This is a genomic window from Streptomyces sp. WG5 (assembly GCF_049974565.1).
Lineage (GTDB): Bacteria > Actinomycetota > Actinomycetes > Streptomycetales > Streptomycetaceae > Streptomyces.
Genome location: NZ_JBNGGC010000010.1, coordinates 1 through 26,439 on the forward strand (window position 1 = coordinate 1; position 26,439 = coordinate 26,439).

A 26,439-nucleotide genomic window follows, 5' to 3' on the forward strand; every position below is an offset into this window, starting at 1 on the left:
CCCACGGACCACACCCACTCACTCACACACGCCAGAACACACTCATACGCACTCAGAGACGAGCAGTTCCACCCCCCATGCACAGCCCCACCGAAGCCGACGCCTGCGCCGAGGAGTTGCGGGCGGCGCTCGCCTCGCACGGCATCACCCTGCCGTCCCTCGGCGTCAACCTGCCGACCTTCGCGGCCCGCTGCCCCACCCGGCCGCTGATCGCGCTCGGCAACTGCAACCTCCTCACCGCCCAGGCCCTGACCGCCGCCCTCCGCAAGGGGGCCGTGTGATGCGACCGGTCACCACCCTGGAGCTGCTCGCGGCACCGGCCGAGCTGTCCGCCGTACGCCGTGCCCTGCGCGACTACGGCGCCGACGTCCAGCTCTGCGCCAGCGAGCTGGTCACGAACGTGATCCAGCACCTCGGCGAGGGCATTCCCGTCACCGTCCGGGTGTGGTGCGACGGCGGCGGGCCTACGCGCCTGGAGGTCACCGATCCCGACCCGCGTGCGCTGCCCGTCCTGGGACGGCGGCGTTGTCCCCGGCCGGGGCGCGGTGTCAGTGGCGTCCGTTTCCACCGGGCGCCGCCCTGAGCCGGAGAGCGTTGCAGGGACGACTACCGCGGGCCGCGGCCCGCGGTAGTCGTCCCTCAGTCCGCGTCGCGGGGCGTCAGCCGCCCAGGACCGAGCCGAACTCGGTGTTCGGGTGGGTGAGGCCGAACTCCTGCACGCTGAACGAGGTCGCGCCGGTCGTCGTCAGCCCGGCCGCCGAGCCGCGCAGCACCCCGTCGGCGCCGTCGCGCACCGACCCGGCCGGTGAGGTCCGGATCTCCAGGACGGACACGGAGCCGGGTGCACGCGGTGCGCCCGCGACACCGCTACGGCCTCGTCGAGCCGCACGACCCGTCGGGGCGGTGAGACCTCAGTCGCGCACCGACACCTTGGTGAGCTGCTCGGAGACCTCCCAGAGACGGCGCGCCAGCTCGGGGTCGCGGGCCGCTTTCGGGGCCTGCACCGGTTTGGGCGCGCCGTACATCTGCAGGACACCGGGCCCCACATAGGTACCGCCGGGGATGTCGGCCGTGGCGGCGTACAGGGTCGGCCGCGCGCCGGCCGCCGCCGACGACGCGAACAGGGGAGTGCTCAGCCGCATCAGCGTATGCGCGAAGCCGCGCGCGTCCGACAGGGCGCCGGTCGCCGCCCAGCCCGGGTGCGCGGCGGTGGCGAGGACCTCCGAGCCCGCCGCCGTGAGCCGTCGCTGCAGTTCGAAGGTGAACAGCATGACGGCGAGCTTCGACTCGTTGTAGGCGCGGGAAGCGTGGTAGCTCCTGCGCTCCCAGTTCGGGTCGTCGAGGTCGAGACGGGCCGCCTGGGCGACGGACGAGATCGAGACGACGCGGCCGGTGAGGTGCTCACGCAGAAGCTGCGTCAGGGCGAAGTGACCGAGGTGGTTGACGCCGAACTGCGCCTCGAACCCGTCCTTGGTGCGGGTCAGCTCAGGCGGGTAGATGGTGGCGGCGTTGTTGACCAGCAAGGAGATTTCGCCCTGCCAGTCATCGGCGAAGCGCCGGATGGAAGCGAGGTCGGCGAGATCGAGCGCGCGGACCTCGGTCCGTCCGGACAGCTCCGCGGCGACGGCTCGCCCTTTGTCGACATGGCGCACCGCGAGCACGACGCGGGCCCCGGCGGCGGCGAACGCTCGCGCGGTCTCGCGCCCGAGGCCGCCGCTCGCACCGGTGACGATCACCGTTCCGCCGGAGAAATCAGGAAGGTGAGTGGCGTGGGATTCGCTCATGGCGCCAATCTAGACACTGTCAAGAAACTTGGCAACGACAAGATGCGGGTAATATCTGCCTGTGCCCAACGAAGCCCGCCCGTACCACCACGGCAACCTGCGCGCCGCGCTGCTCGACGCGGCCGAGCGCAACGTCGAGAGGTCCGGGACGGAGCAGCTGTCGCTGCGGGAGCTGGCGCGGGTCGTCGGGGTCAGTCACGCGGCGCCGCGCGCCCACTTCGCCGACCGTCAGGCGTTGCTGGCCGCGTTGGCGGAGCGGGGTTTCGGCCGCCTGGGCGCGCAGTTGAAGGCTGCACGCGACGGTGCCGGTCCGGATTTCGGTGAGCGGCTGCGGGCGGTGATAGCCGGGTTCATCACCTTCGCGAACAGCAGGCCCGTGCTGCTGGACCTGATGTTCTCCGCGAAGCCGTACGGGGACAAGGCGCGGCTGCCGGCGGCGGCCGAAGCCCTGGCGGTGGTGTACGACCTGATCGGCGACGGCGTGGCCGAGGGCGCGCTCGCCCCGGGTGACCCCGAGCGTTACGGGCTGCTGCTGTACTCGTGGGCCCAGGGCCTCGCGAACCTGATCGCCGGCGGCGGCCTCGAACCCGAGGTGACGGACTCACTCGTGTCCGACGCGGTGTCGACGTTCATCCGCGGCAACGCCGCCGGCTGAACGCGCCCGGCCGGCACCCCGATGCGAGGCGTGTACCGCTTGCCCCGCGCGCTTGCGCTCCGGCGACCGGCCGCCCCCGGAGCGGTACCGGCAGAGGGACGTCGCAGGACGCCCCGTGAACCAGCACGGCGGAACCACGACTACTCGATCAACGGGATCGTCGGGGACGGCGCCGAGGACGCCTTCAAGAGGTTCGCCGACCGGGCGTGGAGCGCCTGCTGATCCGAGCCGCGGAGCCGCTGGCCGGAGGGCGGAGTGGCTGGCTCCTGTTGCATACCGGTATGACCCGGACACCGTCCGTTCACCCGGGCCGCCGGGGAACGTTGGGTTCCGCGGGGATGCTCCGGGGGTGAGACGAATTATGGGAATCGTCCTCGCGGTGCTGCTGATCGGTGGCGTGGTGGCCGCCGTCGTCGCGGGCCGGGACAGCGAGGAGACGGGCACGGCAACGAAGACCGTGCGCATGGTGATCGGATCGGAGAAGGCCGAGTTCTTCGCCGATCCGGACGTGGTGGAGGCCCTCGCCGCCAAGGGCTACACCGTCGAGGCCGAGACCTCCGGGTCCTGGGCCATGGAAGGGCTGGACCTCGAGGGGTACGACCTCGCCTTCCCGTCCAGCCGGGCGCCCGCCGTCGAACTGGCCGAGAAGTACAAGGTCCGGGGGATGCTCCCGCGCCCGTTCTACTCGCCCCTCGTCGTCGTGTCCCGCCGCGGGGCCGCCGAGGTGCTGGCCGCGAACGGGCTGGCCGAGCTCGACGAGGAGAACCCGGGCACGCTGAAGATGGAGGCCTACCTCGACGCGGCCGAGCGCGACCGCACCTGGCAGCAGCTCGAGGGGGCCGGGAAGTACGGGGAGCTGACCGGCACCCTCTACATCTCCAGCACCGACCCGGAGAGCTCGAACTCCGGCGCGCTGTACCTCGCCGCCGCCTCCTACGTCGCAGGCGGCGGCAAGGTGGTCGCGAGCGACGCCGACGTCGAGCGCACCGCTCCCCTGCTGCGCAAGCTGGTCAGCGTCCAGGGTGCCCAGCAGACCGGCACGGACGCCGCGTTCCGGGACTTCGTCAGCGGCGCCGGCAACCCGCTCGTCCTCGTCTACGAGTCCCAGGTGGCCACGCTCCTCGACGAGCAGCAGAACGCGGACGACCTCGTCGTCCTCTACCCGGACACCACGGTCAACAGCGACCACACCGTCGTCCCGCTCACCGAGAACGGCCGGGGGCTCGCCGAGCTCCTCGGCGACGACCCGACGTTGCGCAAGCTGGCCGTCCGGCACGGCTTCCGCCCGCAGGGCGACGTGGCCGAGTTCGCGGCGGCCGCCGTGGGCCGCACCGCCTACCTCAAGCAGCGACTGACCGGCGTCCGCCAGGCGCCCGTGCCCACCTCCGCGGTGCTGCGCGAACTGGCGCGACGGGCGCGCGGATAAGGGGGAACAGCAACCGATGAACAGCAGCGCAGACGGCGACTTCGTCCTCACACCGCCCGAGGCCGTCACGCCCGTGCCGCGGGAGAAGGCCGGCGGGCTCGTGCCCGTCGACGACGGCGTGCGCGCCGGCATGGCGGCCAAGGCCGCCGCGTACGTCGAGGGGCTGGCCGCCCTGGACGCCCGCTCCCCCGAGTTCGCGGGCAAGGTCGGTGAGATCACCGCACTGGGCGCCGGCGAGATGCGTACCGCCACCGCGCAGTCCAACCGCATGCTGGAACGCACGGTCCGCAGCCTGCCCGACAAGGGCGGCGACGCCCAGTCCAAGGTCGCCGGGTCGCTCGTGGAACTGCGGCGCGTGGTCGAGGACCTGGACCCGCGGGACCTGCCCGCGGGCAAGGGCCGCAAGTTCCTCTCCCGGCTGCCGGGCGGCAACAAGCTGCGCGACCACGTCGCCACGTACGCCTCCGCGCAGGGCACCCTGAACCAGATCGTGGGCTCCCTGCGGGGCGGACAGGACGAACTGCGCCGCGACAACGCAGCGTTGCAGACGGAGCGGGTCCGGCTGTGGGAGACCATGGGCAAGCTCCAGGAGTACGTCGTCCTGACGGAGGCCCTGGACACGGCCGTCGGGCAGCACATCGCCGGCGTCGAGACGGCCGACCCCGCGCAGGCCGACTCGCTCCGCGCCGACGTCCTCTTCCCCGTCCGGCAGAAGCACCAGGACCTGCTCACCCAGCTCGCGGTGTGCGCGCAGGGCTACCTCGCCATGGACGTCGTACGCCGCAACAACGACGAGCTGATCAAGGGCGTGGACCGGGCGGCCACCACCACGGTGTCGGCGCTGCGGATCTCCGTGATGCTGGCGTCCGCGCTGGACCACCAGAAGAAGGTGGTCGAGCAGGTCAACGCGCTGCGCGGCACCACCGAGGAGCTGATCCGGGGCAACGCGGAGATGCTGGCGACGCAGAGCGGGGAGATCCAGCGCATCGCCGCCGACCCGGCGGTCGGGGCGGAGACCCTGCGGACCGCGTTCCAGCAGATCTACCGCACCCTCGACACCATCGACACCTACAAGGTGCGGGCGACCGAGGCGATGGCGGTGACGGTGGAGAACCTGACCTCCGAACTCCAGCACGCAAGCAGCTACTTGGAGCGCAGCCGGTCGCAGGGCGCGCTGGAAGGGGGGCTCGGATGAGACGACGGTCCCTGGCCGCGCTGCTCGCCGCCACCGCGGCCCTGCTGGGCGCGTGCACCGCCGCACCGGAGAAGGAGAAGGAGAAGGACCCGCACTCCGCCGAGCCGGGCACCCTGCGGGTCCTGGCCTCCAGCGAGCTCAGCGACATGACGGCGGTGCTGGAGCAGGTCGAGAAGGACACGGGCGTCACCGTCCGGCCGACCTGGATCGGCACCCTCGACGCCGTGGACATGCTGGCCACGGGGAAGGCGGACGGCAGGTACGACGCGGTGTGGCTGTCCTCCAACGACTATCTGCGGCTGCGCCCGGAGGCGGCGGAGAAGGTCGTCTCGGAGACACCCGTGATGTCCAGCCCGGTCGCCATCGGCGTCAAGCCGGCCACCGTGCGGCGGCTGGGCTGGAAGCCGGAGGACGTCACCTGGTCCCAGGTCGACCGGGCCGTGCGGGAGGGGGAGCTCACCTACGGCATGACCGACCCGGCCCGTTCCAACTCCGGTTTCGCCACGCTGGTCTCGGTCGCCTCGGCGCTCTCCGGAGCCCAGTCCGCGCTCACCGACGCCGACGTGACGAAGGCGCGCCCGCGGCTGAAGGAGTTCTTCCAGGGGCAGAAGCTGACCTCGGGCTCGTCGGGCTGGCTGGCCGGCGCCTACTCCCGCCGCGGTGACATCGACGCGCTCCTCAACTACGAGTCCGTCCTGAAGGGGTTCAAGGACCTGACGGTGATCCGCCCGAAGGACGGTGTCGTCACCGCCGACTACCCCCTGTCGTCGCTCGCCGCCACGGACCAGGAGACCCGCGACGACGTGCGCCGGGTGGCCGAGGCGCTGCGCACGGACGGCGTGCAGCGGCTGATCACCGACCGTACGTTCCGCCGGCCGGTCGTCGCCTCCGTGCCGCCGGCGGCCGGCCTCGACACGAGCAGGCGGCGCGAGCTGCCCTTCCCCGGCGACCTCTCGGTCGCCGACGGCCTGCTCGACGCCTACGAGAACGAACTGCGCCGCCCCTCGCGGACCGTGTACGTCCTCGACACCTCCGGCTCGATGGAGGGCGAGCGCCTCAGCCGGCTGAAGCAGGCGCTGACCCGGCTCACCGGGGACTTCCGCGACCGGGAGGAGGTCACCCTGATGCCGTTCGGGTCGGCGGTGAAGAGCGTGCGCACCCATGTCGTCGAGCCGGACGCCCCGGAGCAGGGGCTGGAGGCGATCCGCCGGGACACCGCGGCACTGCGGGCCGAGGGCGACACGGCGATCTACACGTCCCTGGAGAAGGCCTACGACCACCTCGGCACCGGTGAGGACACGTTCACCTCGATCGTGCTGATGACGGACGGCGAGAACACGGCCGGCGCCGAGGCGGGCGACTTCGACTCCTTCTACCGGGGGCTGTCCGGCGACCGCCGGAACACCCCCGTCTTCCCCATCCTGTTCGGCGACTCCGACCGCGCGGAGCTGGAGCACATCGCCGAGCTGACCGGCGGCCGGCTGTTCGACGGGCAGGGCTCGCTCGACGGGGCGTTCGAGGAGATCCGTGGCTACCAGTAGGGCGATGGCGTATCTGGAGTCCCGCAAGAACCTGGCCGGGGGCGCGGGCGGGCTGGCGGGGCTGGTGCTGACGTTCACGGGCGTGGCGGGCCCGTACTGGCCGGCCGTGGTGGTGGGGCTGTACGGGGCCGGGGCGCTGATCGCCCCGCCCGAGCGGCCCGCGCCGCCCGAGTTCCCCGACCCGTCCGCGCAGCTGGACGAGGTGCGGGCGGACTTCGAACGGCTGCGGGACTATCTCGCGGACGTCGATCTGCCGCCCACCGCGCGGGGTCGGCTCACCGAACTGACGGAGCTACTGGCCGCGTTGCTGGATCCCGGGTGGGCGACCGAGATCCTCGCCCAGGACCCGGAGGCCGTCCACATGCTGTCGCGAGCCGTGCGGCAGGACGTGCCGGAAGCCGTCGACGCCTACGTCCGCACCCGCTGGTGGACGCGGCTGACGCCGGGGCAGATGCCTCCGGAGCCGCACCTGGTGCGTCAGCTGGAGCTGCTGCACGCGGAGGCGGAGCGGCTGGCGCAGGGCCTGCGGGAGACGGAGGCGCGGCGGCAGGAGTCCCACACGCGGTACCTGGAGGACCGCTCGGGCTGACCGGCGCCGGGCGAGTCCGGACACGCCGAGGGCCGGGCACGCCGAAGTCCGGACCCGCCGAAGGCCGGACACACCGAAAGTCCGGACCCGCCGAAGGCCGGACACACCGAGGGCCCGGACCCGCCGAAGGCAGGCACACCGAGGGCCCGGGCACGCCGAAGTCCGGGCACGTCGAAGGGCCGGGTCCTCCGCACGCCGTTGTGCGGCGACCCGGCCCGAGCGGGACCTCCCCCGCGCTCCGGGGTACTACGAGCTACTGGAGCGGAGGGAGACCCCCTCGCGGCCGGCCTTCGTGACGACTTCGCGGGTCAGGGCTAGTCGGACCGGCCGCGGAGACTGCGGGGGACGTCAGCCCAGGCGCTGCACCAGGGCCCGGTACTGGTCCCACAGCTCGGCGGGGGTGTGGTCGCCGAAGGTGTTCAGGTGCTCGGGGACGAGCGCCGCCTCCTCCCGCCACACCTCCTTGTCGACGCTGAGCAGGAAGTCCAGGTCGGTGTCGGCGAGGTCGAGGCCGTCGGTGTCCAGGGACTCCTTGGTCGGCAGGACACCGATCGGGGTCTCGACGCCGTCGGCCTTGCCCTCCAGGCGCTCCACGATCCACTTCAGGACGCGGCCGTTCTCACCGAAGCCGGGCCAGACGAACCTGCCCTCGTCGTCCTTGCGGAACCAGTTGACGTAGTAGATCTTGGGCAGCTTGGACTGGTCCTTGTCCTTGGCCACGTCGATCCAGTGCCCCATGTAGTCGCCCATGTTGTAGCCGCAGAACGGCAGCATGGCGAACGGGTCGCGGCGCAGCTCGCCGACCTTGCCCTCGGCGGCGGCGGTCTTCTCGGAGGCCACGTTGGCGCCGAGGAAGACGCCGTGGTTCCAGTCGAAGGACTCGGTGACCAGCGGTACGGCGGTGGCGCGGCGCCCGCCGAAGAGGATCGCCGAGATCGGCACGCCCTTGGGGTCCTCCCACTCCGGCGCGATGATCGGGCACTGCGCGGCGGGGGTGGTGAAGCGGGCGTTGGGGTGGGCGGCGGGGGTGCCCGACTCGGGCGTCCAGTCGTTGCCCTTCCAGTCCGTGAGGTGGGCCGGGGTCTCCTCGGTCATGCCCTCCCACCACACGTCGCCGTCGTCGGTGAGGGCGACGTTGGTGAAGACGGAGTTGCCCCACAGGGTCTTCATCGCGTTGGCGTTGGTGTGCTCGCCGGTGCCGGGCGCGACGCCGAAGAAGCCGGCCTCGGGGTTGATCGCGTACAGGCGGCCGTCCTCGCCGAAGCGCATCCAGGCGATGTCGTCGCCGATGGTCTCCACGGTCCAGCCGGAGATGGTGGGCTCCAGCATGGCGAGGTTGGTCTTGCCGCAGGCCGACGGGAAGGCGGCGGCGACGTACTGGGGTTCGCCGGTGGGCGGGGTCAGCTTCAGCACGAGCATGTGCTCGGCGAGCCAGCCCTCGTCGCGGGCCATGACGGAGGCGATGCGCAGGGCGTAGCACTTCTTGCCGAGCAGGGCGTTGCCGCCGTAGCCGGAGCCGTAGGACCAGATCTCGCGGTCCTCGGGGAAGTGCGAGATGTACTTGGTGCTGTTGCAGGGCCACGGAACGTCCTCCTGGCCCTCCTCCAGCGGGGCGCCGAGGGTGTGCACGGCCTTGACGAAGAAGCCCTCGTCGCCCAGCTCGTCCAGGACCGGCTGTCCCATGCGGGTCATGGTGCGCATGGAGACGGCGACGTACGCGGAGTCGGTGATCTCGACGCCCAGCGCGGACAGCGGGGAGCCGAGGGGGCCCATGCAGAAGGGCACGACGTACATGGTCCGGCCGCGCATGGAGCCGCGGAACAGGCCGCCCTCGCCCTTCTCACCGGTGAAGATCTCCCGCATCTCGGCGGGGTCCTTCCAGTGGTTGGTCGGGCCGGCGTCCTCCTCCTTCGCGGAGCAGATGAAGGTCCGGTCCTCGACGCGCGCGACGTCGGAGGGGTCGGAGGCCGCGTAGTACGAGTTGGGGCGCTTGATCGGGTCGAGCTTGCGGAAGGTGCCCTTCTCGACGAGCTCCCCGCACAGGCGCTCGTACTCGGCCTCGGATCCGTCACACCAGACCACTTCGTCCGGCTGGGTCAGTTCGGCGATCTCGTTCACCCACGAGATCAGCTCCTGGTGGTCGGTGGGGACGGGGGGAGCAGCGATGTCGCGCGCCACGATTGCTCCTAAATGAGGGTGTTTGGTTGGGAGGCCCCGTGGGGGCTGCGACCCGGATGCGTGACGATGACCTCTTGGGCGCTCATCCGGTGTCGACCGCACTCATTTGATCATCCGACGAGAGCGCCCATCTGTCCAGAGGGCGTCACACCTGAGCGGAGTGAGGATCGCCACGTGCCCGCGCCGGAGATTTTCGGGGGTGCACGGCCGGGTACCCCATGAGACGATGACCACTCAGCGACCACGAATGTCCGTACTGATGCGTAACTTACGGTCCCGTAGGTACGATGCGCCCATGACTGCGTCCGCTCCCGACGCGCCCAGGGACACGCCGGCCGCCGGCCGCGGTCCCGTAGCGCTCTCCCTGCCGCATCCGGTCAAGCCGAAGCTGCGCGGCTGGCTGCATCTCGGCATGTTTCCGGCCGTCCTCGTCGCGGGTCTGGTCCTCACCGCCCTCGCCGAGTCGACCGAAGCACGCATCGCCTGCGGGATCTACGTCCTCACGGCCTGTCTGCTCTTCGGCGTCAGCGCGCTCTACCACCGGGGCGACTGGAGCCCGCGGATGGACGGCGTACTGCGCCGCCTCGACCACGCCAACATCTTCCTGATCATCGCGGGCACCTACACCCCCCTCACGATGCTCCTGCTGCCCGACGCCAAGGGCCAGTGGCTGCTGTGGGGCATCTGGGCCGCCGCCGCCGCGGGCATCGTCTTCCGCGTCTTCTGGGTCGGGGCCCCGCGCTGGCTGTACACCCCGTGCTACCTCGCCATGGGCTGGGCGGCCGTCTTCTACCTCCCCGAGTTCATGCGGGCCGGCGGCATCGCCGTCCTCGTCCTGGTGATCGTGGGCGGACTGCTCTACAGCGCGGGCGGCGTGATCTACGGCCTCAAGCGGCCCAATCCGTCACCGCGCTGGTTCGGCTTCCACGAGGTCTTCCACTCCTTCACGCTGGCGGCCTTCATCGCGCACTACGTGGGAATCTCGCTGGTCGCCTACTAGACGCGCCGCCGCAGGCCCGGTGCGCCCCGTGCGGGCGCGTCGTGGCCGGCCGCGCCCGCACGGGCCGAGCCGCGGACGGCAGAGCCCGCGGCCCGGTGGTGCCGGGCCGAGCACCGCCACGAGGAGGACCGGGCCGACCCGGCCGCACGCGCCCCGGACGTCCTGGAGCACGGGCCCCCGACTCCCCGAAAAGGCCGAGGCCGTCCCCCTGCCCCATGGCATCCTGACCCGGTGAACGGTCCCGAGATCCGCGTCGAATTCGCCCCCGAACTGCACCTGTTCGTCCCGCGGGCCCGCCCCACCGGCGCCGCCCGCGCCACCACCGACGGCGTCTCCACGCTCGGCCACGTCGTCGAGTCCCTCGGCGTCCCGCTGACCGAGGTGGGCACGCTCCTCGTGGACGGCCGCGAAGTGCCACGCGGACACGTTCCCAGCGGCGGCGAGTCGGTCAGCGTCCGGGCCGTCGAACGCCCGCAGCGGGTCCCGGGCGCGCCCCTGCGCTTCCTGCTCGACGTGCATCTCGGCACCCTCGCCCGCCGGCTGCGGCTCCTCGGCGTGGACACGGCGTACGAGTCGACGGACCTCGGCGACCCGGCGCTCGCCGCGCTGTCGGCCGCCGAGAAACGGGTCATGCTCAGCCGCGACCGCGGCCTGCTGCGCCGCCGCGAACTGTGGGCCGGCGCCTACGTCTACAGCAACCGCCCCGACGACCAGCTCCGCGAGGTCCTGGACCGGTTCCGGCCCGAACTGCACCCCTGGACCAGGTGCACCGCCTGCAACGGGCTGCTGAAGCAGGCCACCAAGGAGGAGGTGGCGGACCAGCTCAAGGGCGGGACCGAACGGTCGTACGACGTGTTCGCGCAGTGCCGCGCGTGCGGGCGCGCGTACTGGAAGGGCGCGCACCACGAGCAGCTGGAGGCCATCGTGGAGGCGGCGGTGCGCGGGAGTACTCAGGGCGGCTGAGCACGCGGATCGAGTACGCGGACCGATCACACGGGGCGGCCGGCGCGGTGTGATGGGCGGCATGACCCCTCCGCCCGCGCCCGTCCCGCCGCTGCCCACCGCCCGCATCGTGACCGGGTGCTCCGTGGCCGGGCTCGTCCTGCTGCTGCCGACCGTCGTCCTCGCGTGGCTGGCCGTGTTCGCCTCCGAACGCGGCGGCCGGTGTCCGACGTACGGCGAGCGGTGCTCGACCGTGCCGGGCGAGGCGCTGTGGGCCTGCTTCTGGGCGGCGGCCCTCCTGGGCGTGCTGGCGCTCGCGTGGCCCCGTACCCGGTGGAGGCCGGTCAGGTACGGGGCCGTCGCCCTGCAGTGGGGTGCTCAGCTCACGCTGGGCGGGCTGATCCTCAGCGGCGCCTGACGTCCCCCTTCCCGCAGGCGGTGCCGTCCCCGTTGGCGTCCAGGCGCAGCGGGTCGTCCTTGCCGTTGACCTTCAGAGGGCCGTAGTCGTGCTCCTTCAGCCAGGTGCAGCGCTCCGCCGTCGTCGCCTTCACCTCGGCGGGGAAGGCGGTCGGCACGCAGACGTTGGCGGAGCCGTAGTGCCGGTCGCAGCCGGAGACGGTGGGGCCGACCGGCTGCGCGGCCCGCTTCCTGCCCGCCTCGGTCACCTTGCCCCGCGGGGCGTCGGCGAAGGAGTGGACGTGCGCGGAGGCGTCCTTGGTGCTGAGCGCCTGCGGGCCGTCGAGGTGCACCCACTTCGCCACCGACGGCACGCCGCCCGCGTCGACCGCGAAGAGCATGTACCAGCCGGGCGGGGCCAGGTTGGGGTTGCTGGTGACGTTGAGGTCGACGTTGTTCCCGTCGACGGACAGCGGCAGGTCGACGAACCGCTGGTTCGGGTCGGAGGAGTGGGTGACGGCGGCCGGGCGGATCAGCTCGGCCCTGGCGATGGGCCGGTCGACGGTGATCCGCTGGGTGTCGCCGTAGTTCCACTCGGTGTCGATGACCGAGGTGATCGCCGGCCGCTCGCCCTTCAGCAGGTAGGGCGGGGTGTAGACCGACACGTCGTGGTTCCAGGAGCCGTTGCCCGGGTTGTCGCCGGTCGTCATCACCCGGCCGTCGGGCAGCAGGAACGCCGAGGAGTGGTAGCCGCGGGCCTCCGGGTCGGTGGCGACCGGGTCGAAGGTCTCCGTCTCCGGGTCGAAGATCGACGTCTCGAACACCGGGTCGGCCCGGTTGTGCAGCGCGCCACCGGTCTCCAGCACCGTGCCGTCGGGCAGCAGGACGGTGGAGACGTACATCTTGCCCTGGTCGCCGGTCTGCGGGACCGGTCCGTCGCCCAGGTCGACGGTGCCCTGCGGGAGCGGCGGCCCGGCGACGTACGCGGGGTCGGGCTGCTTGAGGTCGATGATGTCGGTGAGGCGGTTGGCGTCCGGGTTGGAGTCGATGTTGCCTCCGCCGACGGTCAGCACCTTCTGGTCCTGCGCCGGGGGCAGCAGGACGCTCATCGACTGGTCCCGCTCGTCCTTGCGCTGGAGGCCGGGCACCTCGGTGATCGTGTTGGCCCCGTAGTCGTAGATCGCCGAGCCGGTGCCGGGGATGTTGTTGCCGAAGACGTGGCTGCCGGAGTAGAAGAGGCGGCCGTCCTGCATGAGGATCATCGACGGGTACAGGCCCCAGTACGACCAGGTCTGGTTGACCTGCCAGGTCGGCAGCCACTTCTGCTGCTCGTCGGACCACAGCTCGGCCGTCACCGAACCGGTGGAGTCCTCGCGCAGGCCGCCGAAGGAGATCACGTCTCCGTTGCCGAGGACCGTCGCCGACGGGTACCAGTGGCCGTCGTTCATGTCGTTGGTCTTGGTGTAGGTCTCGGTCTCCGGGTCGAAGACGTACGAGTCCTTGTAGCCCTGGTAGCCGATGGTGCCGTCCGCCGACGGGTAGCCCAGGTTGCCGCTCATGACGAGGACGCGGCCGTCCTTGAGCTGCACGTGCCCGGCGCAGAACATGTCCTTGGGCGTCGGGATCGTCTTGTAGTCGCCGGTCTGCGGGTCGTACACGGCCGAGGTGAAGGTGCCCGCCTCGAACATCTCCGGGTCGTTGCCGGAGCCCGCGATCAGCAGCACCTTGCCGTTGTGGAGCACGACGGAGTGCATGGAGCGGACCGGGTTCTGGGTGGGCAGCACGTCCCAGCGGCCGTTGGCGCACTCCTCGGCGGTGCCCGTGCAGTCCGGGTCCGGGACCGGGACGGCGACCTGCTCCATCGTGTAGTCGTCGGTGGTCACCGAGCCGGTGCCGTAGACGGAGACGCCCCAGCTGATGCGGTCGGTGCCCGCCGGGACCTCGGGGGTGCGGACGCTCGCCTCGGTCCAGCCGGCCGCCAGGTCCAGCGTCTTCAGGTCGGTCCAGTACTGCCAGCCCGCGGTGGCGTCGTGCCGGAAGAGCGTGAGGGAGGCGTCCGGGGTCGTCGACTTGTACCAGAGGGACAGGTCGTACTGCCTGCCCTCCGTCACCACCGGCGCGCACTCGGCGGACTCGGTGATCAGGGCCTTGCGGTCGCCGTCGGTCCGGCGGGTCAGCTCGACCTTCATCGCCCTGTCGCCGGAGTGGGCGTCGGCGACCGTCTCGAAGCTGAAGTCGTTGTCGCCCCAGCCGGACTTCTCCCAGCAGTACGGCATGTCGCCGGTGCCGGCGGTCTCGAAGCCGGGGTTCGTGATGAGGTTGGCGGCCGACGCGGGCTGCGGTGCGGTGAGGAGGAGCCCGCCGGTGAGGGCGGACACCGCCAGGAGGGCGGAGGTTCTCCTTCGGGGTCTTCTTCTCATGCCTCACTCCTTGCTGTGCCGGCCTTGCGGCGGCGCGGGAGGTACACGAGCGCTTCGGTCCCGGCGAAGCGCAGGACGAAGGTGATGACGAGGGCCAGGGCGGTGGCCGGCAGCACGGCCAGCCCGAACTCCCCGACGAGCAGGGCGATCAGCGGGATGCGCAGCACCAGGTCGGCGTTGGCGATCAGCGCGAACCGCAGCGTCCGGTCGGCCCAGTGCCGGTGCCTGCGCCGGTCGCGGAAGAGCAGCCGCTCCAGCAGCAGGAAGTTCCAGGCCACGCCGAACTGGTTGGCGGCGATCTCGGCGGGCAGGTAGTGCACGCCCGCCTCGGTGAGCGCCCACAGCGCGGCCAGGTTCGGCACGAAGCCGCTCAGCCCGATCAGCCCGAAGACGACCATGCGGGCCAGCGGCGAGGCGGTGCGCAGCCCGGCCAGGTGCCGCAGGAAGCGCAGCCCCTCCCGCGCCGTGGACTTGGACTCCCCCGCGAACCGCTCCTCGAAGACGAACGGCACCTCGGTGACCGTCTGCGGGCGGCTGCGGACGGCGAGTTCGAGGAGGATCTTGTAGCCGAGGGGCCTCAGCACGTCGGCGGTGACCTCGCTGCGGCGGATGGCGAAGAAGCCGCTCATCGGGTCGCTGACGCCGTGCAGGCGGCGCGGGAAGAGCGCCTTGGTCAGCCAGGTCGCCGCGCGCGAGACGGCGATCCGGTAGCTGTCCGCGAGCCCGGCACGGCTGCCGCCCTTGACGTAGCGGGAGGCGACGACGAGTCCGGCGTTCGCCCGCTCGCCGGTGGCGACCAGCTCCGGCACCAGGGACGGCGGGTGCTGGCAGTCGCCGTCCATGACGACGATCCAGTCCGAGCCGGCCGCCTTCATGCCCTCGACGACCGCGCCTCCGAGCCCGCCGGCCGGCTCCTCGCGGTGCAGGACGGTGACCGGGAAGGGGCAGTCCCGGGCCACCGCGCGGATGACGTCCGGGGTGTCGTCGGTGGAGTCGTCCACGAAGACGACCTCGCAGGGCAGCCGGGCCGGCACGGACTCGGTGATCAGCCGCAGCAGCCGCCGTACGTTCGCCGACTCGTTGAAGGTCGGTACGACGATGGTGACGGCGCCCGGCTCGGGCACCTCCGAGGCGTGTACGGCCGGATGTCCCAGCTCGTCGGGGACGGTCGACTCGTGGCTCATCGGGCGGCTCCGGAGGGCTGGACACGGCGGATCTCGATACGGTCCGCACCGGTGCCGAAGACGGCTACCGGAGCCGAGTGGTTCATGGCCGCCTTGACGTTGGGCAGGTCGACCGCGTCGCGCCGCACCGTCGGAGAGGCGACCACGTAGTCGATGTCGCGCCAGCCGCCCGGCATGGTCTTCGTCACCGCCGGGTCGAGATCCGCCTTGTAGAACCAGATGACGCCGAGCCCGGGCTCGTACCCGGCGTGCACCAGGTCCAGCCAGAGCGCGTCGTCGACGAGGACGCGGGTGTCCTCCGGGTCGGGCACCTCGCTCGCCAGCCAGTCGGCGGCGGCCTCGTAGGGGGCGTTGGCGTCGGCGGTGACGGCGGTGCGGTCGCCGTCGTACCAGCGGGGCACGACGTAGGCGCCGGCGGCGAGCACCAGGACGCCGGCGAGCGCGTACCGGCCGAGGGTGACCCCCCGTTTCTCGGCCTCCGTGCGCCACCTGCGCAGCACGGCGTGGGCGACGCTCGCGGCGCCGCCGGCCAGCACCAGGGCGAGGAAGGGCAGGGCCTGGATGACGTACATCGCGGGCAGGTAGCCGCTCGGACGCAGGGCGAGGACGGCGAGGATCCCCACCGTCAGGGCCGGTCCGGCCAGCGCCCGCGCGGTGACCGACCAGCGCCAGGTGGCCAGCAGGAGCAGCGCCCCGGCGAGGCCGCCGAGCGGCAGGACCCGGTCGTAGTACAGCCAGGACTGGAGGACGCCCCACGAGCCGGAGCCCTCGTCGAGGATGAAGCCGGAGCCGGGCCGGGTCAGCTGGTACTCGACGCCCTCCCACAGCGAGACGTGCCCGCCGCCCGGCAGCAGCTCGCCCTTGAGCAGGGCGAACAGGGGATAGGAGAAGCCGATCAGCGCGCAGGCCGTGACGGCGCCGGTCACCGCGAACTTGCGGGTGTCCCGGTGGCTGTGCCGCCACATGGTGACCAGCACGGCGGGCAGGACGAGGAGCATCGTCTCCTTGGTGAGCACGGCCGTGGCGGCGGCGATGCCCGCGCCGAAGTGGTGCCACAGGTGACGGCTCGGGGAGGCGGCGAGCGCGAACGCCAGCAGGGTCCACATCACCGCCAGGTTGTCGAGGAAGATCTCCCGCTGGAGCACCACCGACAGCGGGGAGAGCCCGAAGAGGGCCATGGCGAGTCCGGCCGCCCAGCGCGGCAGGGACAGCCGGCGGGCGATGACGTAGACGAGGACGGCGGAGACGGCGGAGACGATCAGCATCACGCCGCGCATGGCGCCGACGGTCATCGACTCGGGGCTGACCAGCGCGGGTATCCAGGTCAGCACGGCTATCTGGATCCAGCCGAGCGGCGGGTGGTCGTACCAGTAGGTGTAGTGGGCGAGGCCCTCGCCCTGCTGGACGGCCCAGGCCTGGGCGAGGTAGGTGCCCTCGTCGTCGCTGAGGGTCGGGTAGTCGGAGATGTTCCAGCCCTGCACGAGCATGATCGCCACGAGCAGCGTGCCGCACAGCAGCAGGTCGGGGCGCGAGGAGCGCAGGCGGCCCGGTGGTGCCTGCGGGCCGGTGGCCGGGCCGGTGTCGTGGGCAGGCTGCCGCTGCGCGGGGACCGTGGTGCCGGCCGCCGCGGGAAGGGTGGAGGTCACGCGGGAACGTCCTCTCGGTCCGCGGGTGCGAGGTGGGCGCCCACGTGGCTGGTCAGCTCCCAGTCGTTGCGGCCGCGCTGCTCACGCCATACGGCGCGGACGGCGGCCCCGGCGAGGAGGACCTGGTAGAAGGGGCCGCCGGCGATCAGCTTCAGGTAGTGCGTGAAGCGGATCCGCAGGCCGTACTGCTTGCCGAAGTCGTGCAGGCCGACGACCTCGAAGACGAAGGTGACCAGCGCGGTGACGGCCGGCAGGAAGGTGACGAAGGCGATGCCGACGGGCACGTCGAGGAAGAGCGCGACGGCCGCGTTGAGCGGGATGATCACGCCGGTGAAGGCCTGCAGGAAGGGCGTCATCAGGGTGTAGCGGGCCAGCAGCCGCTGGCTGAAGGTGGGCAGCTGGGTCCAGTCCCTCTTCCGGTACACCTGGAGGAAGCCCTGGTTCCAGCGGGTGCGCTGCTTCAGCAGGGACACCAGCGTGCCCGGCGTCTCCTCCCGGGTGACCATGTCGGAGTCGTAGGCGACGACGACCTTCTTGCCGGTGCTGGAGAGCCGGACGCCGAGGTCGCAGTCCTCCGCCAGGCAGTCCGGGTCCCAGCCGCCGGCCGCCCGCAGCACGTCGGTGCGCACGAAGACGGTGTTGCCGCCGAGCGGGATGAACCCCTTCTGCGCGTGCAGGTGCAGCCGGGAGCGGAACCAGAAGAAGTACTCCAGGCAGTTGCGCAGGCTGTACCAGCTGGAGTGGAAGTTGATCAGCTGGACGCCGCCCTGCACGACGTCGGCGCCGGTGGTGCGGAAGGCGTGGTCGACGTGGGCAAGCAGTTCGGGATGGACCTGGTCCTCGGCGTCGAAGACCCCGACGACGTCACCGCGGCAGTGCGGCAGCGCCGTGTTCATCGCCCTCGGCTTGTTCTTCTTCTCGTGGGTGTCGACGACGACCCGCACCCGCGGATCGCGGCCGGCGGCCCGTTCGGCGACCGCGGTGGTCTCCGGATCGTCGTGTCCGACGATCACGATGATCTCGAAGTCGGTGTGCGAGGAGGTCAGCAGCCGCTGGATGGTGTGGTCGAGCACGGCCTGCTCGTGCCGCGCGGGCACGAGCAGCGAGAACGAGACGTGCTCGTCGCCGTCGGGCCGGCTGAACCGGGTCGAGGCGAGTACCTCCGGCGTACGCCAGGCGTGCATCTGCCACCACAGCGTGAACGCCGCCATCCAGAAGAGCGCCAGTGAAACGGCAGCGATGAAGACGGACGTAAGCAAGAAAGATCCCCCCAGATCTCCGAACTCCCCCTGACGCGGCGGAGCGCCCGCACGGGGCGCCCGCTCCGCCGAGTCACGGTGAAGAGACTAGGGGTAACCTGTGAAACCCATAAGGTGTTTGAGTGAAGAGCATGTTTCCTCACGACGAGGACCGGGTCTGAGCGGTTCGCCCGCCGATCACCTTCCGAATACGTGCGGTTCTGCCGTTCCAGCTGTTCAGGCGGTACGCAGCGCGGTCCGCAGACGTTCCGGGTCGGTGGCCGGCGCGTCGCAGGTGAAGTTCCGGCAGACGTACGCGGCCGGTGCCCCGTCCACCAGCGGCCGGCCGGCGAGCAGGGGGAACTCGTCGCTCCCCTCGGCGCCGACGGCGACGACCGCACCGGGCGCCGTCCCGAGGAGCGCCGTACGGTGCAGGCCCTGCGTGGCGCTGTCACCCGGCGCGGGCCCGACGACGGCGACTTCGCGCGGCCCGTCGAGCAGCGCCTCGGCGGCGGCCAGCCCCCAGCCGACGAAACGCGGAACCCGCGGGCCGAGCGCCTTCACCACGCCGAGCGCGTGCTCGGCGGCGGTGCGGTGCGGCGCGGAGCCGGTGTGGGCGGCGTAGGACAGCAGGGCGCTCGCGGCGGCGGTCCAGCCGGACGGGGTGGCGTTGTCGGTGGGGTCCTGCGGGCGGCGGATCAGCCGCTCGGCGTCGGCCGCGGTGTCGTAGAGGGAGCCGGAGTCGTCGGTGAAGCGGGTGAGGACGTGGTCGAGGAGCAGCCCGGCGAAGTCCAGCCAGACACCCTCCCCGGTGACCGACGCGAGCGCGAGGAAGCCCTCCGCCACGTCGGCGTAGTCCTCCAGCACCCCGGCGTGGGCGCCCGCCCGGCCGTCCTTGCTGGTGCGGAAGAGCCGGGCCTGCTCGTCGAGGTGCAGCCGCACGAGCAGGTCGGCGGCGGCGACGGCGGCCTCCACCAGGTCGGGGCGCTCGAAGTAGGCTCCCGTCTCGGCGAGCGCGGCGATCGCGAGCCCGTTCCAGGCGGCGACCACCTTGTCGTCCCGGCCCGGGGCGGGACGCCCGTCGCGGGCGGCCAGCAGCCGTTCCCTGACCGAGGCGATCCGCTCGGCGTCCCACACGCCTTCCTGCTGCGGGAGCTGCAGCACGGAGGAACCGTGCTCGAAGGTGCCCTCCTCGGTCACCCCGAAGTACTGGGCGGCGAGTGCCGCGTCGTCGGCCCCGAGGACCTCGGTGAGCTGCGCGGGCGTCCACACGTAGTACGCGCCCTCGACGTGCTTCCCCATGCCGTCGTCACTGTCCGCGTCCAGCGCGGAGGCGAAGCCGCCCTCCGCGGTGCGCAGTTCGCGCACCATGAAGTCCGCCGTCTCCAGCGCGACCCGGCGGGCGAGGTCCGAGCCGGTGGAACGCCACAGGTGGGCGTAGACGCGGCACAGCAGGGCGTTGTCGTAGAGCATCTTCTCGAAGTGCGGCACGACCCACTCGCGGTCGACGGAGTAGCGGGCGAAGCCGCCGCCCAGCTGGTCGTAGATGCCGCCGCGGGCCATCCGCTCGCAGGTGTCGCGCGCCATCTCCAGCGCGCCGTCGGCGCCGGTGCGGGCGTGGTGGCGCAGCAGGAACTCGATCACCATCGACGGCGGGAACTTCGGCGCCCCGCCGAACCCGCCGCGCTGCGGGTCGTACTCCCGGGTGAGCCCGAGCAGCGCCTGTCCGAGCTCCGCCTCCCCGGGCGGCCGCGCGTCCCCGTAGGAGATCTCCCGCCCGGCGAGGTCCCGCACGATCTTCCCCGCGACCTCGGTGACCTCGTCCCGCCGCTCCGCCCACGCCTGGTGGACGCCCTGGAGCACCTGGCGGAAGGACGGCATGCCGTGCCGGGGCTCGGGCGGGTAGTAGGTGCCGAAGTAGAAGGGCTCCGCGTCCGGCGTCAGGAACACGGTCATGGGCCAGCCGCCCTGCCCGGTCGCCGCCTGCACGGCCTCCATGTAGACGGCGTCGACGTCGGGGCGCTCCTCGCGGTCGACCTTGACGCTCACGAAGTGCGAGTTCAGGAACTCGGCCGTGGGCCCGTCCTCGAACGACTCGTGCGCCATCACGTGGCACCAGTGGCAGCTGCTGTAGCCGACGCTGAGCAGCACCGGCACGTCCCGCCGCCGTGCCTCCTCGAAGGCCTCGTCCGACCAGGGCCACCAGTCGACGGGGTTGTCGGCGTGCTGAAGGAGATAGGGGGACGTCTCGTGCGCCAGTCGGTTCGGCATGGTGTCCATCCTGCCCCAGTACCCGCGCGTCCCCGGACGGCACACCGTCTCAGCGCTCGCCGACCCCTCCCCAGGGTCTCCCCGCCGCAGGACACTTGACCGGCGGACAACCGGGGAAGGACCCGGGGAGGGCCGGGGGAGTCCCAGCGAGGTCGGGGGGACACCCGGGCGACACCGATGCCGCCGGAGGGGGCGCGACATGCGGGACAGTCATCGGTCGGAGGCCGAGCGGTTACTGAGGCGGGCCGTGGAGGAGGAGGTACGGCGTTCGGGCGGGCGCACGGACGGGAACGTGCTGCTGTCCCGGGCGCGCGGGTCGCTGGACGCGATGGCCGGGACGGCCGCCGAGGAGTACGAGGCCTACACCCGCGCCCTCGACGAGGCGGCGGCCGGACAGCTCACCTTCCGGCAGCGCTACGCCCGGGAGGGCGCCGGCACTCCCCTGCTGGTGGCGGTCGTGGCGGCGGTCGCCGCGGTGGTGGCCGACATGGCGCTCGGCACCGGCGCGGGTACGGCCGTGCAGGCGGGAGTGACCGTCGGGGTCGTCGGCGCCGCGGCGACCGTGGTGAAGGTGGCCGGCTCCCATGTGCCGGCCGCCCATCACCGGGCCGGGGCGGTGAGCCAGCCCGGCGGGCCCGAGCAGCTGCGGTTGCAGTGGCTGACGGCGCTGGAGGTGCGCGGCATCCGGCCGTTCCTGGACCAGCAGCGGATGCTCGCCGCGTCCACCGGGCCGAAGAAGGCGGCGACCGGGCCGAAGCTGCGGGGCGCCGACAAGAGCGCCGCGGCCCGGGGGCGCAGCGCCCTGGAGCAGTCGTTCGCGCAGCTCCCCGAGCCGGCGGGCACCTTCACGGGCCGGCGGCAGGAGATGGCACGGCTGCGGCAGTGGGTGCAGGCGGCCCGCGCGAGCACGGAGACGAAGCCGACGGTGGTGGTGCTGCACGGGGCGCCCGGCAGCGGCCGTACGACGCTCGCGGTCCGGGCCGCCCACGAGCTGCGGGACTACTTCCGCGGGGCGTGCGTGGTCGACCTGCGCGGGGACGGTGCCGGTGCGCACGGGGACGGTACCGGTGCGCGCGAGGGCGGCCCCGCGTCGGGCGGCGAGGCTCCGCTGAGTACCCGGGAAGCCCTGCTGCATCTGCTGAACCGGCTCGGGGCGCCCCGCGAGCAGTTGCTGTTCCGCGAGCGGTCCTCGGCGGACCAGCAGGTCAAGCGGCTCAGCGAGCTGTACCGCCAGCATCTGGCGGACGTGCCCGTCACCGTCGTACTGGACGACGCCGCGGACGCCGACCAGGTGCGCGCGCTGCTGCCGGAGCGGTCGGACAGCCTGGTGCTGATCACCGCGCGGAAACCGCTGGAACTGCCGGCCGACCTGCCCGCGCGGGTGTACGACCTGCCGGTCGAGGCGCTGGACGCGGCGGGCGCGGAGGAGCTGCTCGGCGCCGCCGCGCAGGACGCGTCGGGGCCGTACGACGCCGAGTCCGCCGACCGGATCCGGCAGCTGTGCGGCGGGCTGCCGCTGGCGCTGCGCATCGCGGGGTCGTCGCTGGGCCCGCGCTCGCCGCGCACCCTGGCGACCGACCTGGCCGCGTACGGGCCGGTGGACCCCGTCGAACGGGCGCTGTGGCTGCGCTACACCGACCAGCCGGAGCCGGCCCGGCGGCTGCTGCGCCGGCTGGCGCTCGCGGGCCGCACCTCGCTGGGCGCCCCGGCCGCGGCCGCGCTGCTGGCCACGGACGAGACCGAGGCGGCGCGGCAGTTGGCGGCCCTGTCGCGGGCGGGTCTGCTCGACCACGTCCGGGGCAGCCGCTACCGGCTGCACGACGTGGTGCGTGCCTTCGCCCGGTCCCGGCTCGCCGACGAGGAGGATCCGGGCGAGCGGACGGCGGCGCAGGAACGGCTGATCGCGAACTACGCCGAGCTGGCCGACTCGGTGCTGCGCCTGGTCGACGGCAACATGTCGACCCGCTCGGACCGCTTCGGGCAGTACGGCTTCACCTCCCTGGACGAGGCGCTGCGCTGGCTGGACGACGAGTCGAGCTTCATCACGGCGACGCTCAGACACGCGGAGGGCGTCGACCAGGGCGCGGTGCTGAACCTGCTGGGCGCGCTGTGCGACTACTGCCTGCTGCGCGGCGACCTGTACCGGCTGGGTGAGATCAGCGAGCTGGCGCAGTCCGTGGACCAGGGGCTGCTGGCGCGCTCCGTGCAGTGGCGTACCGGTATCGCGGCCCGGCAGCTGGGCGAGCTGGACAAGGCGCGGACGACGCTCACCTCCGTCGTCGACCTGTACAGGGAGGCCCACCACGACGCGGGGGCGGCCCGTGCCCTGTGCTCGCTGGGCATCACACTGCACCACCAGGGCAATCTGACGGAGGCGGCGTCGAAGCTGCGGGAGGCGCTGGACCTCCAGGCCCCGCCGGAGCTGGCCACGGACCGGGCGTGGACGCTGCACGCGCTGGCGGCGGTGCAGCGGGACCGGGCCCGGCTGGCGGAGGCCCTGGAGCTGCTCACCGAGTCACTGGTGCTGCACCGCGCGGGCGAGTCCGTGCACGGCCAGGCGTGGGCTCACTTCCAGCTCGGCCAGCTGCACCTGCGCATGGGCGACGTACCGCGTGCGGAGACGGACCTGCGCACCGCCCTGGAGCTGTACGGCCGTACCCAGGACGCCCGTGGCGAGGCCTGGGCGCTGACCCAGCTGGCGCGGGCCCGGCTGGTGGACGGGGACGTGGCCGTGGCGGTGGAGGAGCTGCGGCGGGCGGCGGCCCGGCACCGGGAGAACGAGGACGCGCGCGGCAAGGCGTGGAGCTTCTACTACCTGGGCCAGGCGCTGGAGGAGACGGGGGCCCTGGACCAGTCGGTGCGTGCGCTGGAACGCTCCCGCACGATGTTCTCGCGGATGCGGGACGCGTACGGCCTGGCCTGCGCCCGGCACCATTCGGCGCGCGTGACCCGCGACCAGCGTGCCGCCCAGACGGGCTCGCTGCGGAACTCCGGCTTCGCCCGGCAGCTCCTGGTCGACGCCCGCGCCGACTTCCAGCGGATCGGCGTCGGCCACGGCGAGGCGTGGACCTGCCTGGAACTGGCGGTCGTCGACGCGGGCAACGCCCGTACGCCGCAGGCGCTGGCGCTGTGCGACGAGGCGGCGGCGCTGTTCGCGGCGTACGGCGACCGGCGGGGCGAGGACTGGGCCCGCTTCCTGCGCTGCACGCTGCTGCCGTACGCGGCCCCCGGGGGCGTGGAGGTCGGTACGGCGGTGGCCCAGGAGGAACTGACCCAGCTGTCCCGCGCCCGCCATCCGGCACGGGACGCCAAGCTGGACGACTACGTGCGGGCCTACCGGCTGCTCCTGGAACGGGGCGTCCAGCTGGAGTCCGGCTGGCAGGCCTGGCGCCTGGGCATGGTCCCGGACCGTCAGGCCCGGGAGGTCATGGGGGTGGCGGTGACTACGGCGTAGGACACCGCGGGGCGGCACGGGCCGGCGGTGGGGGTCCCGCGGGTCCGCCCCCGAGCACGGCGGAGAGTGGGGGCGTGCGACCGCACCGGGGTCGCACACCCCCGTACCCGGGCCACTGCCGGCGCCGAGGGCCCGGCGTCACCCCTTCTGCGGCTCCACCCGGCCGGAGGCCTCCGCCTCCGGCTCCGGGGCCTCCTTGAAGTCGACCTTGCCCATGTGCCGGCTCATGGACCGCATCAGGCCCCACACCGCCAGGGCCATCACCGCGAAGACGATGAACCCGAGGACACCGGGGGTGACCTTGTCCTCGTCGAGCTCGGCGAGAGTGACGAGGTGCGTCATTGCCAGGCTTGCGCTTGCACTCATGTCAGGCATTGTCCCGGATGCCCGCGAAGAGGTCGTCCTCGGGGAGGGAGGTGTCCACGAGGGACTTGGCGAGCTCGTACTCCTCGGTGGGCCAGACCTCCTTCTGGACGTCCATCGGAACGCGGAACCAGCCGCCGTCGGGGTCGATCTGCGTGGCGTGGGCGATCAGCGCCTTGTCGCGGATCTCGAAGAAGTCGGCGCAGGGCACGTGCGTGGTGAGGACGCGCTCCTTGCGCTCGAACTCCGACCAGCGCTTGAGCCAGTCCTCGTAGGGCGACTCCAGGCCGCGCTCCAGCAGCGCGTTGTGCAGCGCCTCGGTGCGGGGGCGGTTGAAGCCCTGGTTGTAGTACACCTTCAGCGGCTGGTACGCCGCTCCGTACTCGGCCTCCGGGTACTTCTCGGTGTCGGCCGCGCCCTCGAAGGCCACCATCGTGATCTTGTGGGTCATGATGTGGTCGGGGTGCGGGTACCCGCCGTTCTCGTCGTAGGTGGTGATCACCTGGGGGCGGAAGGAGCGGATCTTCCGCACCAGCTCGCCGGCCGCCTTGTCGACGTCCTCCAGGGCGAAGCAGCCCTCGGGCAGCGGGGGCAGCGGGTCGCCCTCGGGCAGGCCGGAGTCGACGAAGCCGAGCCACTCCTGCCCGACGCCCAGGATCTCCCGGGCCTCGTCCATCTCCTTCTTGCGCACCTCGTGGATGTTCTCCTCGATGTACGCGTCGCCCTGGAGCTTCGGGTTGAGGATGGAACCGCGTTCCCCGCCCGTGCAGGTCACCACCAGCACGTCCACCCCCTCGGACACGTACTTCGCCATGGTGGCCGCGCCCTTGCTCGACTCGTCGTCGGGGTGGGCGTGGACGGCCATCAGTCGCAACTGGTCAGTCAAGACTCAATCCTCAAGTCGGTCGGCGCCCTGTGTGCATCGGCGCAATCCAATAGGTGCCGCCCCGCAGGGGCGTCGTCGAGGGGCGGCGGTCGGGTGACGGGTGGGAGGCTTCTATAGTGACCGAATCGGGGGGCGAATAATTCCGGAGCCCGGGAAGACCGGCTCCTGCCGGGAGGACGATCATGAGTACGGCGAGCACGCAGACGCCCGAGAGCCGGTACGGCCGCTCGTCGGACGAACGGGCCGACCGCACGCTCAAGATCGTCGGCGCGGTGCTCGGCGCCGTCCTGCTCGCGGTGATCGGCTGGTTCGGCTACCACTACGTCGGCCAGAACAAGATCAGCGGCGAGTTGATCGGGTTCGAACTCGCCGAGGACTCGGTGCAGGTGCACCTGGAGGTCCGCAAGGACGCCGGTGCCGTCGGCTACTGCACGGTGCGCTCCCAGGCGGAGGACGGCGACGAGGTGGGCCGGGCGGACTTCCGCTTCGACGGCGACTCCACGCGCATCGACGAGGTCGTCACCCTGCGCACGAAGGCCGCGGGGACGACGGCCGAGCTGCTCGGCTGCCACGCCGACTGACGTCGCGGAGCCCCGCCGGCGCGAAAACGTCCGTGCTGACCTGCGGGGACAGGAATCTGGTGGCTTATGTCCTCCCCCTTTGGCCACTGAATTGTTAGGCTCGTGGTTTCGCCCTTCCGTGAAGGAACATCCTTCTGGGTAGGGCGTTGATTTGTATTCCCAGTACCAACGAGGAGCACCCGTGACCCAGACCAGCGAGAACGTCACCTGGCTGACCCAGGAGGCGTACAACAAGCTCAAGGAGGAGCTTGAATACCTTACTGGTCCTGCGCGCACCGAGATCTCTGCCAAGATCGCCGCGGCCCGTGAGGAGGGGGACCTGCGCGAGAACGGCGGGTACCACGCGGCGAAGGAGGAGCAGGGCAAGCAGGAGCTTCGCGTGCGCCAGCTGACCCAGCTGCTCGAGAGTGCCAAGGTCGGTGAGGCTCCGGCCGCGGACGGCGCGGTGGCGCCCGGCATGGTGGTCACGATCGCCTTCGACGGTGACGAGGACGACACGCTGACCTTCCTGCTCGCCTCGCGCGAGTACGCGAGCTCGGACATCGAGACGTACTCTCCGCAGTCCCCGCTGGGCTCGGGCGTCATGGGCCACAAGGTCGGCGAGGACGCGCAGTACGAGCTGCCCAACGGCAAGCCGGCTTCCGTGAAGATCCTCAAGGCCGAGCCCTACAACGGCTGATCAGGTTCCCT

At 72.0% G+C, this 26,439-nt stretch carries 23 protein-coding genes; 13 read left to right on the top strand and 10 right to left on the bottom strand.

All coding sequences use genetic code 11. The features are described 5' to 3' along the window. The first annotated feature begins 77 nt into the window (after window positions 1-77). Entirely contained in the window at window positions 78-281 is a 204-nt protein-coding gene (locus ACP4IX_RS12220; protein ID WP_426555489.1) for a hypothetical protein, read from the top strand. Next, window positions 281-583: an ATP-binding protein gene (locus ACP4IX_RS12225; protein WP_426555490.1), complete on the top strand. Its 303-nt coding sequence runs from the start codon at window positions 281-283 to the stop codon at window positions 581-583. The genes ACP4IX_RS12220 and ACP4IX_RS12225 overlap by 1 nt, the downstream gene beginning before the upstream one ends. Before the next feature lie 76 nt (window positions 584-659). On the opposite strand, the gene ACP4IX_RS12230 is transcribed toward ACP4IX_RS12225, so the two are convergent. Further along, on the bottom strand, window positions 660-833 hold the full coding sequence (locus ACP4IX_RS12230; protein WP_426555491.1) for a hypothetical protein: 174 nt from the start codon (window positions 831-833) through the stop codon (window positions 660-662). A 78-nt stretch (window positions 834-911) separates the two neighbouring features. Next, complete coding sequence (locus tag ACP4IX_RS12235) at window positions 912-1,784, bottom strand: oxidoreductase (RefSeq protein ID WP_426555492.1); 873 nt, start codon at window positions 1,782-1,784, stop codon at window positions 912-914. 61 nt (window positions 1,785-1,845) lie between these two features. Between ACP4IX_RS12235 and ACP4IX_RS12240 the strand changes: the two genes are divergently transcribed. From ACP4IX_RS12240 to ACP4IX_RS12260, 5 genes are all read left to right on the top strand, one after another. Further along, window positions 1,846-2,439 (top strand): TetR/AcrR family transcriptional regulator, encoded by a 594-nt coding sequence (locus ACP4IX_RS12240; RefSeq protein ID WP_426555493.1) that lies wholly within the window; start codon window positions 1,846-1,848, stop codon window positions 2,437-2,439. Window positions 2,440-2,788: 349 nt separating this feature from the next. Beyond that, window positions 2,789-3,865 (top strand): hypothetical protein, encoded by a 1,077-nt coding sequence (locus ACP4IX_RS12245; protein ID WP_426555494.1) that lies wholly within the window; start codon window positions 2,789-2,791, stop codon window positions 3,863-3,865. A 16-nt stretch (window positions 3,866-3,881) separates the two neighbouring features. Continuing rightward, window positions 3,882-5,060, top strand: a complete 1,179-nt coding sequence (locus ACP4IX_RS12250) for a toxic anion resistance protein (RefSeq protein ID WP_426555495.1) — start codon at window positions 3,882-3,884, stop codon at window positions 5,058-5,060. Further along, the gene (locus ACP4IX_RS12255; protein ID WP_426555496.1) at window positions 5,057-6,601 is read left to right on the top strand and encodes a substrate-binding domain-containing protein; all 1,545 of its coding nucleotides are present in this window, start codon (window positions 5,057-5,059) and stop codon (window positions 6,599-6,601) included. The genes ACP4IX_RS12250 and ACP4IX_RS12255 overlap by 4 nt, the downstream gene beginning before the upstream one ends. Continuing rightward, window positions 6,588-7,190 (top strand): hypothetical protein, encoded by a 603-nt coding sequence (locus ACP4IX_RS12260; protein WP_426555497.1) that lies wholly within the window; start codon window positions 6,588-6,590, stop codon window positions 7,188-7,190. Before ACP4IX_RS12255 ends, ACP4IX_RS12260 begins: the two co-directional genes overlap by 14 nt. Window positions 7,191-7,538: 348 nt before the next feature. On the opposite strand, the gene ACP4IX_RS12265 is transcribed toward ACP4IX_RS12260, so the two are convergent. Further along, a complete protein-coding gene (locus tag ACP4IX_RS12265; protein WP_426555498.1) occupies window positions 7,539-9,368 on the bottom strand; it encodes a phosphoenolpyruvate carboxykinase (GTP) in 1,830 nt (609 codons plus the stop codon). Between the two features lie 295 nt (window positions 9,369-9,663). Between ACP4IX_RS12265 and trhA the strand changes: the two genes are divergently transcribed. From trhA to ACP4IX_RS12280, 3 genes are all read left to right on the top strand, one after another. Further along, entirely contained in the window at window positions 9,664-10,368 is a 705-nt protein-coding gene (gene trhA, locus ACP4IX_RS12270) for a PAQR family membrane homeostasis protein TrhA (RefSeq protein ID WP_426526282.1), read from the top strand. A gap of 231 nt (window positions 10,369-10,599) precedes the next feature. Beyond that, window positions 10,600-11,331 carry a Mut7-C RNAse domain-containing protein gene (locus ACP4IX_RS12275; protein WP_426555499.1) on the top strand — a complete coding sequence of 244 codons (732 nt, stop codon included), beginning with the start codon at window positions 10,600-10,602 and terminating at the stop codon, window positions 11,329-11,331. Window positions 11,332-11,392: 61 nt separating this feature from the next. Next, window positions 11,393-11,728, top strand: coding sequence for a hypothetical protein (locus tag ACP4IX_RS12280; RefSeq protein WP_426555500.1), 336 nt, complete (start codon window positions 11,393-11,395; stop codon window positions 11,726-11,728). On the opposite strand, the gene ACP4IX_RS12285 is transcribed toward ACP4IX_RS12280, so the two are convergent. From ACP4IX_RS12285 to ACP4IX_RS12305, 5 genes are all read right to left on the bottom strand, one after another. Continuing rightward, window positions 11,715-14,126, bottom strand: coding sequence for a galactose oxidase-like domain-containing protein (locus ACP4IX_RS12285; RefSeq protein WP_426555501.1), 2,412 nt, complete (start codon window positions 14,124-14,126; stop codon window positions 11,715-11,717). The genes ACP4IX_RS12280 and ACP4IX_RS12285 overlap by 14 nt on opposite strands. Continuing rightward, window positions 14,123-15,310: a glycosyltransferase gene (locus ACP4IX_RS12290; protein ID WP_426555502.1), complete on the bottom strand. Its 1,188-nt coding sequence runs from the start codon at window positions 15,308-15,310 to the stop codon at window positions 14,123-14,125. Before ACP4IX_RS12290 ends, ACP4IX_RS12285 begins: the two co-directional genes overlap by 4 nt. Continuing rightward, window positions 15,307-16,956: an ArnT family glycosyltransferase gene (locus tag ACP4IX_RS12295; protein WP_426526292.1), complete on the bottom strand. Its 1,650-nt coding sequence runs from the start codon at window positions 16,954-16,956 to the stop codon at window positions 15,307-15,309. Before ACP4IX_RS12295 ends, ACP4IX_RS12290 begins: the two co-directional genes overlap by 4 nt. Beyond that, complete coding sequence (locus tag ACP4IX_RS12300; RefSeq protein ID WP_426526294.1) at window positions 16,953-18,215, bottom strand: glycosyltransferase; 1,263 nt, start codon at window positions 18,213-18,215, stop codon at window positions 16,953-16,955. Before ACP4IX_RS12300 ends, ACP4IX_RS12295 begins: the two co-directional genes overlap by 4 nt. Before the next feature lie 216 nt (window positions 18,216-18,431). Next, complete coding sequence (locus tag ACP4IX_RS12305; protein ID WP_426555503.1) at window positions 18,432-20,465, bottom strand: thioredoxin domain-containing protein; 2,034 nt, start codon at window positions 20,463-20,465, stop codon at window positions 18,432-18,434. Window positions 20,466-20,664: 199 nt separating this feature from the next. On the opposite strand from ACP4IX_RS12305, the gene ACP4IX_RS12310 reads away from it, so the two are divergent. Beyond that, window positions 20,665-23,919 (top strand): tetratricopeptide repeat protein, encoded by a 3,255-nt coding sequence (locus tag ACP4IX_RS12310; protein ID WP_426526298.1) that lies wholly within the window; start codon window positions 20,665-20,667, stop codon window positions 23,917-23,919. A 138-nt stretch (window positions 23,920-24,057) separates the two neighbouring features. Here the strand turns inward: ACP4IX_RS12310 and ACP4IX_RS12315 are convergent, their stop codons facing one another. Together ACP4IX_RS12315 and mca are read right to left on the bottom strand one after the other, a co-directional pair. Further along, window positions 24,058-24,294, bottom strand: a complete 237-nt coding sequence (locus ACP4IX_RS12315; RefSeq protein WP_398134934.1) for a hypothetical protein — start codon at window positions 24,292-24,294, stop codon at window positions 24,058-24,060. Continuing rightward, window positions 24,287-25,147: a mycothiol conjugate amidase Mca gene (gene mca / locus ACP4IX_RS12320; protein ID WP_426526317.1), complete on the bottom strand. Its 861-nt coding sequence runs from the start codon at window positions 25,145-25,147 to the stop codon at window positions 24,287-24,289. The genes ACP4IX_RS12315 and mca overlap by 8 nt, the downstream gene beginning before the upstream one ends. A gap of 203 nt (window positions 25,148-25,350) precedes the next feature. On the opposite strand from mca, the gene ACP4IX_RS12325 reads away from it, so the two are divergent. Continuing rightward, window positions 25,351-25,749 (top strand): DUF4307 domain-containing protein, encoded by a 399-nt coding sequence (locus ACP4IX_RS12325; RefSeq protein WP_426526300.1) that lies wholly within the window; start codon window positions 25,351-25,353, stop codon window positions 25,747-25,749. 181 nt (window positions 25,750-25,930) lie between these two features. Then, window positions 25,931-26,428 carry a transcription elongation factor GreA gene (gene greA, locus ACP4IX_RS12330; RefSeq protein WP_055418146.1) on the top strand — a complete coding sequence of 166 codons (498 nt, stop codon included), beginning with the start codon at window positions 25,931-25,933 and terminating at the stop codon, window positions 26,426-26,428. The last annotated feature ends 11 nt before the right edge of the window (window positions 26,429-26,439 follow it).